At 58.8% G+C, this 13769-nt stretch carries 8 protein-coding genes; 3 read left to right on the forward strand and 5 right to left on the reverse strand.

Annotated features, from left to right (window positions below; all coding sequences use genetic code 11):
• Positions 1-65: 65 nt before the first annotated feature.
• Together JFU37_RS24820 and JFU37_RS24825 are read right to left on the reverse strand one after the other, a co-directional pair.
• A complete protein-coding gene (locus JFU37_RS24820; RefSeq protein ID WP_201119692.1) occupies positions 66-1154 on the reverse strand; it encodes an SMP-30/gluconolactonase/LRE family protein in 1089 nt (362 codons plus the stop codon).
• Positions 1151-2296 (reverse strand): SRPBCC family protein, encoded by a 1146-nt coding sequence (locus JFU37_RS24825; RefSeq protein ID WP_201119693.1) that lies wholly within the window; start codon positions 2294-2296, stop codon positions 1151-1153. Before JFU37_RS24825 ends, JFU37_RS24820 begins: the two co-directional genes overlap by 4 nt.
• A gap of 215 nt (positions 2297-2511) precedes the next feature.
• Between JFU37_RS24825 and JFU37_RS24830 the strand changes: the two genes are divergently transcribed.
• Complete coding sequence (locus tag JFU37_RS24830; protein ID WP_201119694.1) at positions 2512-5142, forward strand: MGH1-like glycoside hydrolase domain-containing protein; 2631 nt, start codon at positions 2512-2514, stop codon at positions 5140-5142.
• A 159-nt stretch (positions 5143-5301) separates the two neighbouring features.
• On the opposite strand, the gene JFU37_RS24835 is transcribed toward JFU37_RS24830, so the two are convergent.
• The 3 genes from JFU37_RS24835 to JFU37_RS24845 all read right to left on the reverse strand — a co-directional run bounded on the left by JFU37_RS24835 (position 5302) and on the right by JFU37_RS24845 (position 8534).
• Complete coding sequence (locus tag JFU37_RS24835; RefSeq protein WP_201120076.1) at positions 5302-7149, reverse strand: amidohydrolase; 1848 nt, start codon at positions 7147-7149, stop codon at positions 5302-5304.
• Positions 7150-7444: 295 nt separating this feature from the next.
• Positions 7445-7759 (reverse strand): SCP2 sterol-binding domain-containing protein, encoded by a 315-nt coding sequence (locus JFU37_RS24840; protein ID WP_007976511.1) that lies wholly within the window; start codon positions 7757-7759, stop codon positions 7445-7447.
• Positions 7760-7823: 64 nt separating this feature from the next.
• On the reverse strand, positions 7824-8534 hold the full coding sequence (locus tag JFU37_RS24845; protein ID WP_201119695.1) for a histidine phosphatase family protein: 711 nt from the start codon (positions 8532-8534) through the stop codon (positions 7824-7826).
• Positions 8535-8735: 201 nt separating this feature from the next.
• Here JFU37_RS24845 and sohB point away from each other — a divergent pair, with 201 nt between their 5' ends.
• Together sohB and JFU37_RS24855 are read left to right on the forward strand one after the other, a co-directional pair.
• Positions 8736-9758 (forward strand): protease SohB, encoded by a 1023-nt coding sequence (sohB, locus tag JFU37_RS24850; protein ID WP_201119696.1) that lies wholly within the window; start codon positions 8736-8738, stop codon positions 9756-9758.
• Positions 9759-9954: 196 nt separating this feature from the next.
• The gene (locus tag JFU37_RS24855; protein WP_201119697.1) at positions 9955-13731 is read left to right on the forward strand and encodes a dermonecrotic toxin domain-containing protein; all 3777 of its coding nucleotides are present in this window, start codon (positions 9955-9957) and stop codon (positions 13729-13731) included.
• Positions 13732-13769 lie beyond the last annotated feature (38 nt).

Below are 13769 nucleotides of genomic sequence, written 5' to 3' on the forward strand. Positions count from 1 at the left end.
GGCAGCTCCTACAGGTGTACGCCGAATCACTGTAGGAGCTGCCGAAGGCTGCGATCTTTTGATCTTTATTGCAGCGCCTTGCTCAGCGGCAATCGCGCCATGTGCCTGGCCTTCAATGACCCGAAATACAACCAATCTCCATATTCGCGCACGGTGGTGATCGGCGAGTAGTTGTCGCTGCTCCCGTCTTGCAAGTTGGCGATCACTTTACCGTCCAGGTCCAACCCCAACGCAAACGCACGCTTCTCCACGGGTTTGGGCAGGAAGGCCATCGCCCGCACGATCATCTTGCGCACGAACGGGTGTGGCGCCATGGAATCGAGTAGTGCATTGCGCGGTGCATACAGCGCCACCCAGAAGCGATCCCGGCCATTGAACGCGAGGTTGTCCGGCAGCCCCGGCAAGTTATCGATGAACAGGTCATGGGTTCTGATCTTCGGCCCGCTTAACCAGTAGCGACTGATGCGATAGGCGCCGGTTTCGTTCACCAGCACGTAGGCCTCGTCCGGCCCCAAGGTCACGCCGTTGGCAAACTCCAGTTTGTCCAGCAGGACCTCGGTCTTGCCGGTCTGGAAGTCATACCGCAACAAGCGACCGTCGCCGCCGTGCTCGATGATGGCCTCGCCGTCCTGGCCATAGCCAAAGCGACTGGAAGCATCACTGAAATAGGCGTAATGCCCGGACTTGTCGATGGCCACATCGTCTGTGAAACCGAAGGGCACACCGTTGGCGGCGGTGGTCAATGCGATCAAGCGGCCCTGGGCATCCAGCGATAGCAAACCCTTGACCCCATCGGCGATCACCAGCAATCCATTGGGGTGGCGGGCTAGCCCCAACGGCCGGCCGCCGGTATCGGCCAGGACCTTGGTGACGGTGCCGTCGAGGCTGGTACGAATCAATCGACCGTCATGCAGACCGGTGATGAGGAAATTGTCTTCCAGCAGCAACGCTTCCGGCCCGTCGATGTTGGGCGCGCCGACACGTTTCATGCCTTTGAGGCGCTGGTTGTCGGCGTAGATTCCACTGGTCAGGGAAGGCGCCGGTGGCGGCGTCCAGGCCACCGGTTGCACCTTGGTCGGCATCAGCAGCAGGAACGCGCCGATGGCAACGATCACCAGCAACACGACGTGGCGAAACTTCACGGTACGATTCACGCAGGGACTCCTGTCGAAGCGAGGTGTTTTTGCGCCATTTCGCTCAAGGCCAGCATCGACGCTGTCGACTCACGATCGATACGCCGCTTGAGCAGCAGTCGGTTGGCAATGCTCATCAGCAGGCCGCTGAACTGATACTCCAGCGTGCGGACAAACCGTGTGCCGGTGCCCTCACACTCGCACTCGTAAGTCAGCATCAATGACAGGCCATGGTCACCTTGAGCGCGCGCACTCCAGCGGCGTCCCGGCAGATACTCGTCAACCACCCAACTCAAATGTCCCTCACGCCCGCCGGCCCGAATGTCTTCTTCGAACCGTGCCCCGGCATGCAGCGGGCCTCGCGGTCCCTCGACCTTGAGGGACGACGGATGCCATTGCGGCCAGAGGGTCGCGGTGCTGGCGTAGGCGAGCACGTCAATCGGATTTCCGGCAATGTCGATCTGATGCTGCAGGCGGGTCATGGCGGTTCTCGTCGGGTACGGGTAAATCTGCTCCGGTTCCCAGTAGAGGGTGCCGAACAAGTAGTCCATCAGCGGAAAGACGATGTTGAAATTGCGTGTCTGCATCAGCTCGCGGCGGTGATGCAGTTCATGCAGGCGGCGCATCTGGCAGATCCACGGCAGACGGGTGAGAGGATTCTCGGGTGGCAAGTGCTCGCAGGCATGGAACACTTCGTAGGCCAGGTAACCGAGAATCAGACAGCCGCCGAACAACCCGGCGACGTTGGCATCGAACTGCTCGAGCAGCCACCACAAGGGCAGGGTGATCACAGCGGTGTGCAGCACGATCAGCCAGGCCGGAAACAGAATGACCCGCCAGTCACGGGCGCTGTCATAGGTCATGTGACCCGGGGCGAAAAAGCTGTGATGGTCGCCCGCATGTCGGGCATAGAACATCCGCGCGAAGCTTTTTTTATGATGCCCCAGGTGCCGATGCACGCTGTACACGGCGAAGTTGAAAAACAGCAGGCTCAGCGGCAGTGCCGCCCACTCCAGCGGCCTGACCTTGTGCACCGTGCTCCAGAATCCGGCGATGGCCAACAACCCGAACACCAGCACAAATGTGCCGTGCAGCCATGGGTTGTATAACGGATGAATGTCGGCGCGGTAACGGGTGCGGAATCCTTCGGTGGTCTGCCTCACTGCAATCACCCTGTCTGTATTGTTATCTCCAGCAGATTAGTCGATCCCGGCGTTTTGTCTGGCTGAACCGTTACGATACAAACGCCGTGATCCGGTGTAAGCCGAACTCAGGTCAGAGCATTTCAGCGTCTTCGGCGGCCGCGACAGGCAGAGTTCAGCTCCGCCGCTACCTGACGCACTACACTGCAACCGTCTCTCACCCAACGGATTCACTCATGACGGCAAAACCCGCTGCGAACATCCTGGGCACTGTCGAAGGCCAGCGTCTGGCCGGGGACGAGGCCGGGGCCTGGCGCGAATGGGGGCCTTACCTGAGCGAGCGCCAGTGGGGCACGGTGCGCGAGGACTACAGCGCCGATGGCGACGCCTGGCGGTATTTTCCTCACGATCATGCCCGCAGCCGGGCTTACCGCTGGGGCGAGGACGGGCTCGCGGGGTTTTCCGACAAGGCCCAGCATTGGTGCCTGGGGTTGGGTTTATGGAACGAGCGCGACCCGATTCTCAAGGAACGCTTGTTCGGCCTGAACAATGCCGAGGGTAATCACGGCGAAGACGTCAAAGAGTTGTATTTCTATGTCGATGGAGTACCGAGCCATGCCTACATGCGCCTGCTCTACAAATACCCTCAAGCTGAATTTCCCTACGCTGACCTGATCGCTGAAAATGCACGCCGGAACCTGGCGGATACCGAGTACGAAATCCTCGACACCGGTGTCTTCGAAGACGACCGTTATTTCGATGTCATGGTGGAATACGCCAAGCACACGGCGGACGATATCTTCATGCGTGTCACGGTGCACAACCGCTCCGATCAACCTGCGCGGTTGCACGTATTGCCGCAATTATGGGCGCGCAACACCTGGAGCTGGGTGCTCGACGGGCAGAAGCCGAGCTTGATCCTGGACGGCGATCAGGTTCTGGCCCGGCACCCGCAAGTGGCTGATCGGCAGGCCAGCGCCTGGGGTGAGGAAGACTGCGAATGGCTGTTTTGCGAAAACCAGAGCAATTTCCCCAAGCTTGATGGCGTGGCGGCGGACGGACCGTTCAAAGACGGGATCAACGACTTTGTGGTCGATGGTATCAACGACGCGATCCGCCGTGACGCGGGAACACGGGTGGCGGCGCATTTCGTACTGACCTTCGAGGGCGGTCAAAGTCGCAGCGTCAACCTGCGGTTCGCCCCGACAGGCGCTGCCCGGGTGAATGCCAAGGCCCTGTTTGAACGTCGCCGTGGTGAAGCCGACGCTTTTTACGCGGCGTTGCAAAGCGCGATCAGCAATCCAGATGCGCGCAACGTTCAGCGCCAGGCCCTGGCCGGCTTACTCTGGTCGAAGCAGCTGTATTACTTCGACGTCAATCAGTGGCTCGACGGCGATCCGGCACAACCTGCGCCACCGCCCGGGCGCTTGCACATCCGCAATACCCATTGGCGACACCTGTCGAATATCGACATCGTGTCCATGCCCGACACGTGGGAATATCCGTGGTATGCCTCATGGGATCTGGGCTTCCAGGCCGTGGCATTCGCGCTGATCGACCCGGAGTTTGCCAAGCATCAATTGTTGCTGCTGGTCAAAGACCGCTTCATGCACCCCAACGGCCAGTTGCCGGCCTATGAATGGCGCTTCGACGACGCCAACCCGCCGGTTCACGCGTGGGCCTGCTGGCGGGTGTATCAACAGGACAAGGCGCTGACCGGTGTAGGGGACATGGACTTCCTCGAGCGAATTTTCCATAAGCTGCTGCTGAATTTTTCCTGGTGGGTCAACCGCAAGGATGCTGAAGGTCGCAATGTGTTTCAGGGTGGTTTTCTCGGGCTGGATAACATCGCACTGTTCGACCGCTCGGCAATCTTGCCGCCCGGCTTCCAACTCGATCAGGCCGATGGCACGGCATGGGTGGCCGCCTATGCGCTGGACTTGATGCGTATCGCCCTGGAACTGGCCAAACGCAACAACGTGTACGTCGACATCGCAGTGAAGTTTTTCGAGCACTTCCTCTACATCGCCGGGGCGATCAATCGGGTCGACTCCGAGGCCGAAGGTTTATGGGACGAACAAGACCGGTTTTTCTACGACGTGCTGCACCGTCCCGATGGCGTTAACGAACCGCTGCGCCTGCGCTCGATCGTCGGTCTGATGCCGCTGTTTGCCGTGCAAGTGCTGGAGCAGCACGAACACGAGGGCCTGCCGGGTTTGCGCGAACGGCTGTTGGGATTTATGCGCCATCGCCCGGACCTCGCCAGCCTGGTGTCGCGCTGGACCGAACCGGGCGAAGGCAACCGGATGCTTCTGGCGCTGTTGCGCGGTGAACGCACCAAAGACCTGCTCAAACGCATGCTCGACGAAAGCGAGTTCCTCAGCGAATTCGGTATTCGTTCACTGTCCAAGTCCTTCGCTGGACTGCCCTTTGGCCTGCAAATCAACGGTGACAAGCTCTGCGCGCACTACGAGCCGGCGGAATCGGAATCGCGACTGTATGGCGGTAACTCCAACTGGCGGGGGCCTGTGTGGATGCCGATCAATTACATGCTGATCGAATCCTTGCGCGAATTTCACCGCTATTACGATCAGAATTTCTCGGTGGAGTACCCCACGGGATCAGGATTTTTTTCATCGCTGGAAGAGGTTGCCGACGGCCTGAGCCAGCGCCTGACCCGTCTGTTTTTGCGCGATGAAGAGGGTAACCGGCCTTCGATGGTGGCGTATCCGCAGTTGCAGGCTGATCCCGCCAGCCGTGATCTGGTGTTGTTCCATGAGTATTTCCATGGCGAGACCGGGCGCGGTATGGGCGCCAGTCATCAAACGGGGTGGACAGCCCTGGTGGCGCTGTTATTACAGCCTTGATCGCGTCGTTGCGGAAATTTGCTGCTCAACACAGATTTAATGTGGACCGGGAGTGTAGGAGCGAGCTTGCTCGCGATGGACTTGAGAGCAACGCGTTTATTCAGGAAGAACGCGTTACCGTTAACGTCCTTCGCGAGCAAGCTCGCTCCTACATGGGCTTTAAAACGCAAAACACGAACAACCAAAGGCTCCCCAGAAACCGGCGAAATCGCTGACCGGTGCCGAGGATAATCTCGCTCTCTCATGACTATGGGCATGCACCGCACAAGCCCCGACACACTGGTGAACCTGCGCCGTCAACGGCGCCAGCGGTTTCCAGTGGCCGGGTACTTTGGCCACGGGTGACCATTCAGGCACCACAGGAATGGGCGGCGGGCCCAGTTTCTCAAACTCGACGCTGCCGTAGACGACCTTTCCGTCGACAATCGTCAGCACCGATTCGATCGATTTGATCGCTTCATCCTGGATGTGGAAATAGTCCGCCGACAGCGCGATCAAGTCCGCCAGTTGCCCGACCTTGATCTGGCCTTTCTTGCCTTGCTCGGATGAAAACCAGGCGCTGCCGTGGGTGTAGAGTTCCAGCGCGGTGTCGCGGCTCAAGCCTTGCGGATAGAGCTCCAGGCCGCCGACCGTGCGGCCGCTGACCAGCCAGTACAACGAGGTCCAGGGGTTGTAGCTGGAAACTCGCGTGGCATCGGTGCCGGCTCCGACCGGAATGCCTTCGGCCAGCATCCGAGCGATGGGCGGTGTGTGTTCGGCCGCCTTGGCACCGTACCGGTCGACGAAATACTCACCCTGGAAGGCCATGCGATCCTGGATCGCAATGCCGCCGCCCAAGGCTTTCACCCGTTCAATGTTCTGTGGCGTGATGGTTTCGGCGTGATCGAAGAACCACGGCAAACCATTGAACGGGATGTCGCGATTGACCTTCTCGAACACGTCGAGCATGCGACTGATGGATTCGTTGTAGGTGGCGTGCAGACGGAAGGGCCAGCGTTGCTCAACGAGGTGGCGGACCACCGGTTCGAGTTCCTGCTCCATGGTTTGCGGCAAGTCGGGACGTGGTTCGAGGAAGTCTTCGAAATCCGCCGCCGAGAACACCAGCATTTCCCCGGCGCCGTTGTGCCGCAAGAAATCGTCGCCCTGACCGTAGTCGGAAGTGTTGGTCCAGTTTTTGAAATCGGTCAGTTCTTCTTTGGGTTTTTGAGTGAACAGGTTGTAGGCGATACGCACCGTGAGCTGTTGGTCTTTAGCCAGTTGCTGAATGACTTGATAGTCGTCCGGGTAGTTCTGAAAACCGCCACCGGCATCGATAGCGCTGGTCAGGCCGAGGCGATTGAGTTCACGCATGAACTGGCGGGTCGAGTTGACCTGGTATTCCAGCGGCAGTTTCGGCCCCTTGGCCAGGGTCGAGTAGAGAATCATCGCGTTAGGGCGGGCGATCAGCATGCCGGTTGGATCGCCATTGGCATCACGCTGGATTTCTCCGCCCGGCGGGTTCGGTGTGTCGCGGGTATAACCGACCACCTTCAACGCGGCGCGGTTAAGCAGGGCACGGTCGTAGAGGTGCAGGACGAACACCGGCGTATCGGGTGCGGCCTTGTTCAGTTCTTCGAGGGTCGGCAGGCGTTTTTCGGCGAACTGGAATTCGGTCCAGCCCCCGACCACCCGCACCCACTGCGGTGTGGGGGTGCGGTCGGCCTGGTCCTTGAGCAGGCGCAACGCGTCGGCCAGTGACGGTACGCCTTCCCAGCGCAGTTCGAGGTTGTAATTGAGGCCGCCGCGAATCAGGTGCAGGTGCGAGTCGTTGAGGCCGGGAATCACCGTGCGGCCGTGCAGGTCGATGATTTGACTGCCGGGGCCTTGCAGGGCCATGGCCTGAGCATCGCTGCCAACCACCACGAAGCGGCCGTCCTTGATCGCGACGGCACTGGCCTGGGGTTTCTTGCGATCGACGGTGTGCAGGCGTCCGTTGTACAGAATGAGGTCGGCCGGGGCATCGGGCATGGTTTTACTCCCTGCGGTTAGCGGACTGATCCAGGCACCGATGGCGCCTGCCGAAAGGCCTTGCAGTACACGGCGGTGGTTGTATCCGTCGTGGTCGTCAGGTGGGCTCATGGCCGCGCACTCCGTCAATTAATCGCGGGGTAAACAGCCGACGTCTGACGCATGCGGCCAGAAGGAATATAGACGGCAAATCCACAGGTAGCCGGTTCTTGAGGGGGAAAAACGACAAATCCCGCCACGAGGGGCGGGATTCGTTTGCAGCCAGGCGCGCTCCCTGTGGTTGGGAGCGGCGCGCTTAGCTCGGGAACAGCTCGGACAGTTTCATGGCCAGCATCATGTCGCCTTCAGCGCGCAGTTTGCCGCCCATGAACGCTTGCATGCCGTCGGTCGAACCATCAACGATGCCTTCCAGGGTTTCGCCGTCCATCACCAGTGTCACCTGGGCGTCCGGGTTTTCGCCTTCTTGCAGCTCGCAGGTGCTGTTCTTGACGATCAGCGAGAAGTTTTTGGTGTCGTCGATGCGGAAACCGAAAACCAGGTCCAGACCGGCAGCAGCGGCTGGGTTGAACTTGGCTTTCATTGCTTGTACGGCATCAGCTACGGAGGTCATGGTTCGATCCTTTCTTGGGTAATAAGAGCTGGGTGGTTACAGCCAGGGTCACAATAATCCGGACTCAGCGAAACGTGATGAGTTCCGGGGCCTTCAACAGTTGCAGATGTGCATGATTGTTGAAGGAAGCCAGCGTCACCTCGCGACCACGAAACTTCAGGTGGTTGAGCGAAGTGTTGACGATTTGCCAGTTCAGTTCAAAGGCCTGCCTGGCAGGCATTTGCGTAATGAGGTGGAGCAGGGCAGTGATGGTGCCGCCGGAGGTGAACACGGCGATTTTCTGGGTGTTGTCGGCGCTTTCGAGAATTCGCTGCAGACCGGCTTGCACCCGCTCGACGAAGCCCAGCCAGCTTTCCAGGCCTGGTGTGTCGTAAGTGCCGGCGAGCCAGCGCTCGATGATCAGGGCAAAGATCCGCTGGAATTCGCCACGGTTTTGCGCGGCGTTGCGCAGGATGTGCAGCGCTTGCGGTTCGTCCGGTAACATGGCCGGCAGCAGCGCGCGGATCACCGCGTCGGCGTCGAATTCGTTGAAGGCGCAATCGGTTTCCAGCGTCGGCACTGGCAGACCCACGGCAGCGTACTGTTCCAGCGCGCTGTTGGCCGTGTGTTGCTGGCGGCGCAGATCACCCGAGAGGCAGCGATCGAAGCTGATACCCAGTTCAGCCAGGTGCTGGCCAAGGATTTCTGCCTGGCGAATACCGGTCGGCGACAGGACGTCATAGTCGTCTGCACCAAAGGAGGCCTGGCCATGTCGAATCAAATAGATACTGCCCACGTCCGCTTCATCCCGGTACGTTGAAGGTTTGGCGAGGTTATGAGGATGGCGCTGAGCTGTCAATGAAAAAACATACGCTTGTTTGAAATGCCCGTTACAGGCCTGTACCCATAGGTTTCACGGCTGGCCGCCGAGCCGGCGCATGGGTATGCTGGAGGTATCCCGCGCGCTTCTATGCAGCGCATCGTTTAAGGAGTCTCTGTGGAGTTTTTGTCCGAGTACGCCAGTTTCCTGGCTAAAACCGTGACACTGGTGATCGCCATTCTGGTGGTCCTGGCCAGTTTCGCGTCGTTGCGCAGCAAAGGTCGACGCAAGTCGGCCGGCCAGTTGCAAGTCAGCAAACTCAATGATTTCTACAAAGGGCTGCGCGAACGCCTGGAGCAAACCTTGCTCGACAAGGACCAGCTCAAGGCCTTGCGCAAGGTCGAAGCTAAAACCGAGAAAAAGCAAAAGAAAAAAACCGAAGCCAAACCCCGGGTGTTCGTGCTGGATTTTGATGGCGACATCAAGGCCTCGGCCACTGAAAGTCTGCGCCATGAAATCACTGCGCTGCTGACCTTGGCGACGCCGAAGGATGAAGTGGTGCTGCGTCTGGAAAGCGGCGGCGGCATGGTTCACAGCTACGGCCTGGCGTCGTCGCAATTGGCGCGCATTCGTGACGCTGGCGTGCCATTGACCGTGTGCATCGACAAGGTCGCAGCCAGCGGCGGCTATATGATGGCGTGCATCGGCGAGAAGATCATCAGCGCGCCGTTCGCGATCCTCGGCTCGATCGGCGTGGTGGCGCAGTTGCCCAACGTCAATCGCCTGCTGAAAAAACACGACATCGATTTCGAAGTCCTGACCGCCGGTGAATACAAACGCACCTTGACGGTGTTTGGCGAAAACACCGAGAAGGGCCGGGAGAAGTTTCAGGAAGACCTGGACATCACCCATCAGTTGTTCAAGAACTTTGTCTCGCGCTACCGGCCGCAACTGGCCATCGACGAAGTGGCCACGGGTGAGATCTGGCTCGGCGTCGCGGCGCTGGACAAACAGTTGGTGGACGAGCTCAAGACCAGCGATGAATACCTCGCCGAGCGGGCCAAGAAGTCCGAGCTCTATCACCTGCATTACGCCGAACGTAAAAGTCTGCAGGAACGCATCGGAATGGCGGCCAGTGGCTCGGTTGATCGCGTATTGCTGACTTGGTGGAGCCGGTTGACCCAGCAACGCTTCTGGTAAGTCTCAAGGCCATATCGTTATAAAAAATGAAACCGCGGTTAACCCCCCCGGTTTCATTTTTTTTGCCCTTCAGAACGGTCCGCGTTCCCTCCGAAAGTGGCGAACTTTCCTAAGGTCGCTGTCAATTGCTCCCACTTTGGAAGGGGCCAAAGCCGGGTATGGTGATGCTCTTGAAATGACTGCAATGGAATGCACCATGAATGAGATACCTAGCGACAATATTGCCGGCCCTGATCCCGCCCCGACTATGCGAACACGCGATGAACTGAAAGCCGCCGTAGCTATTGCGCTCCCGCAATCCCCTGGCCAATTTGGCGAACGCTTGATCAAGGAAAAATGGGGGCAGGACATTGATCCGGCGACAGCGCAGTTGGTCACGCTTGATTACGACTACAAGGGGCGCCCTGCACAAAATGGCATCCACCAGGGGCGGGTGGCGACTTCGATGTCCCTGGCGCAGGCGCTGCTGTCCAACTATCAGACCGTGGGTGACGGGCGCTTCGGTGAAACGGCGTTTGGCTTGTACACGCCACCTGACGTCGGGCCGGCCATTCGTGTTGTGGAACATGTCGATGATTTGACCGAGCCCGGCAACGACTATCACAACGCCTACGAAGGCATTTATCGCCGAACCGTTCCTCAACGTTACGGGCCGGCCACCCAGATCGCCGTGAGACCCGCCGATTTCAAGCAATGGATCTGGGAACTGGACCTTCAGGGCCGGTATCAAGCCTATCTTGATCAAGCCTGGCCAGCCGATGAGGTGATCGTCGCAGCCAGTCCCCACGCACTGAAAACGTCGGCCAAGGGAGCCTTTGTCATGGCGGCTTTCTTACAGCGACATGAAAGCAGCCTGCAATCAAAAGGCCTAGAGCTCGCATTGCAAGCAGCAGGACTGGCACCGGACCAGACATGGCCAGCGCTGAAGATCAAACAATTGCAGGCACCGCTCAGGCTGCCAACGAAGCTGAAGACGGGACGTCTGAAGCTTTATCGTTACACCTCGAAGGATATCTGGGGCTGGCGTGATTCTGATGGCGCGATTGTGTTGTACATCCCCGGCAATTCTTCGCCACTGCACGCCTTCAGCGATGGCGGTCAATTACACCAATGGGTTGTGGAGCAGGGCAGAAGTGAGGCGACGAAACAGGCCTTGGCCACCCATTTTGCCGAGGACGATCGCAAGGATGGCACCTTCCATGCCGGTGTGCTGACAGCGTTGGATGGCATGTCGGTTTACCCGAAAGAGCACTGGTTGACTCCAGAGGCGGGATTTTTCAACAACGACGGTTTTTGGGACCCCGCCCAATACATCGATTTCGATGACTCGGCGTTGGACATTGATCCATTTGCCCAATTGGTACTGACCATGAAGGAGGCTTCGCTGGCCAGTGTCAAAACCATTCGTGACGATGCCCAGGTCAACCGCGATAACTTGAGTGCAGTCGTCGAACCGGTCGTGCAGTGGATCAACCGTTTTGGTCCATTGGCGTTGTTCGTGCCCGGTGGCGAAGGTTTGCTGGCGCTGGCAGGCATCATCGACGCTGGTTATGGGGTTGATCAGGCCATCAACGGCGAAACCTCGAACGATCGTTCTGCGGGTGTGACGCGTACGGTGTTTGGCTTACTCAATGCGCTGCCATTGGTCGGCGCGGGAGCGGTGGTCAGGGGGGATTCTGTCGAGGTCGGCGCCGTTGCAGAGCGCGTCCGCGAGCCCGACGCCATTCCCGAGGAGGAAGTTGTCAGGCCCGCGCCGAATCAGGGCGTTGCCCCGTTAGCGCCATTGAGCCGCCTGGAACTTATGCGCGGAATCGGTCCGTCGGTGGCATCGTTTAGCGATGACCTATTGGCGCAGATCGGCAAAGTCAGCGCGATTGATGACGATATGCTGCGCCTGATGCAAACCGGACGCCCACCAACGCCGTTGCTGGCCGACACGATCAGTCGCTTCAAGCTCGATCAGGAACTCGGGCAGGCCAGGCAACCTGAATTGTTCAGCAGCCGTTACGCAGCGTTACAGGCGTCCGAACACGAATGGGTCCGGCTGTTCCAGCACCAGTATCCGGGACTTCCCAAAAGCGCCATTGAGCAAATGCTCGACCGCTCGGGCGTGGACATCCGCACGACGCCTGACGCTGCCGAAGTGAGGCAAGTGTTCAAACATCTGGACAGCAAGGCTCGTCAGTACCAACAGCATGTGCGGCTCAATCGTGCCTACGAAGGTTTTTACCTTCGGTCGATCGACAATGTCGAGACGGACACGCTGGCACTGCACTCCCTCAAGAATCTGCCTGGGTGGCCCAAAGACCTTCGAATAGATGTTCTTGACCATTCGCCTGCCGGGCGGGTTCTGGACCGTTGCGGCCCGCTTGATGCCGCTCACTCTCGAAGCATTATCAGGGTGGGCAGCCGCTATCAGCAGCAAGGCTTGCAAACGGATCTCTATGAAGCTGTCCTCGGCATCCTGTCAGAGGACGAAAGGTCGGCATTACACTTGATGTCTCCTGATCCCGCCAATGAGTTGCGACTCAAGATCGGCGATCTGGCACTGCCTCGTTCGCAAACCATGCTGGGGTTGCAGAGAATGGATAGCGAGCTGACTTTTGAGCCTCAGGGACTACGTGGCGGAGGCTATCCGGCGACGCCTCAGGGCGAAGCAATGACCCACGAAATGATGAGGTTGCAGCTCAAGGATATTTATCCCGACTTCACCAGTGCGCAGGCCGATGAAGCACTGCAGCGTGTGGGCGATAACGCGCAGACCTATATCGATGGGTTGAACCAGCAGATGCAGCAACTCAACACCGATTTGAGCAGCTGGCTGGATCAGGTCGCCGAAGACGTCAGTAACATGGATCTTCCTTTTCTGGCTGTTGGAGATGCAGAGGCGGTGGGTTTGACCTCTGCACAAATCGCGGCTCATAACGTCCAGCTGCTGATGGACGAGATGCAGGACGAGCGAGCGCTGCGGACTGAGCTCGCCGAAGAACTGGTCGCCATTTGGCAAAAGCGCGGAGGGCTGCCACGTGCGACGCTGGATATGAACTTCGAGAACTATCACCGATTACCTGCATTAAACGTCAGGTTCGACGATGTGACAGAGTTATTGATGCGAGGTTTTCACCTGACCGAGCAGGACAGTCTGGACGGGTTTCTCGAGAGCTTTCCAAACCTCGAGATCCTGAATCTGGAAAGTGTGGATTTGCGTCATTTCTTCGTCGGCGGCGATGCGGGGCGCTCCTTGCCGCCAGCCATCGGTCAATTGACACACCTTCGCTCACTCAACCTGCGAGACACACAGCTGGTATTCACGGGTAGCGCCGCTTCACAACTGCGCGACCTGGCCCACCTGCAAATTCTGGACTTGAGTGACAACCCGTTGGGTTTACCACCGATGGTGCTGGGCATGAACGACCTGCGTCAGCTCAACCTGAGGGATACACACATCAGCTGGTGCCCGATCGGTATCAAGGATGAGCCCTATCTGACCACTCTGGATTTACGCGATAACCAGATAACGCGGGTTCCGCCAGCGGTCATCAATCAGGCTGTCGCAGATGATCGCGTGCTGCTATTGGGGAATCCCCTGACGGATGAAGACACGTTGCGCCGGCTGGTCACGCATCGAGAACAAACGGGAATCAATTTATGGCTGGCCGCGCCCGGCGCGGACTATGGTTCGCCGATGGTCTGGCTAAGAGAGAGCGACGCAGCGTTGCAACAATCCCGGCAAGCCCTCTGGCAGCGACTGGCAGACAAACCTTCCGGTACGCGGTTTTTAGCCGTAATCAGCAGGCTGAGTCTGACGGCCGATTTTCAGGTCAGTTATCTGTCGCTACAGGCGCGAGTCTGGCGATTGTTGCACGAGGCCGATGCTTCGGAGGAAATGTGGGGCCGATTGACTCGCAGCAGCGGGCGGTTTGATCATCCGGTGGCTGCTTTCGGGGCGCTGGAGGATCGAGCCAATCTTTGACTCAAGGGGGGAGCCTTGAACCCCGAAAGGGGTTCAAG

The sequence above is a fragment of the Pseudomonas sp. TH41 genome, from assembly GCF_016650695.1.
In the GTDB taxonomy this organism is placed as follows: Bacteria; Pseudomonadota; Gammaproteobacteria; order Pseudomonadales; family Pseudomonadaceae; genus Aquipseudomonas.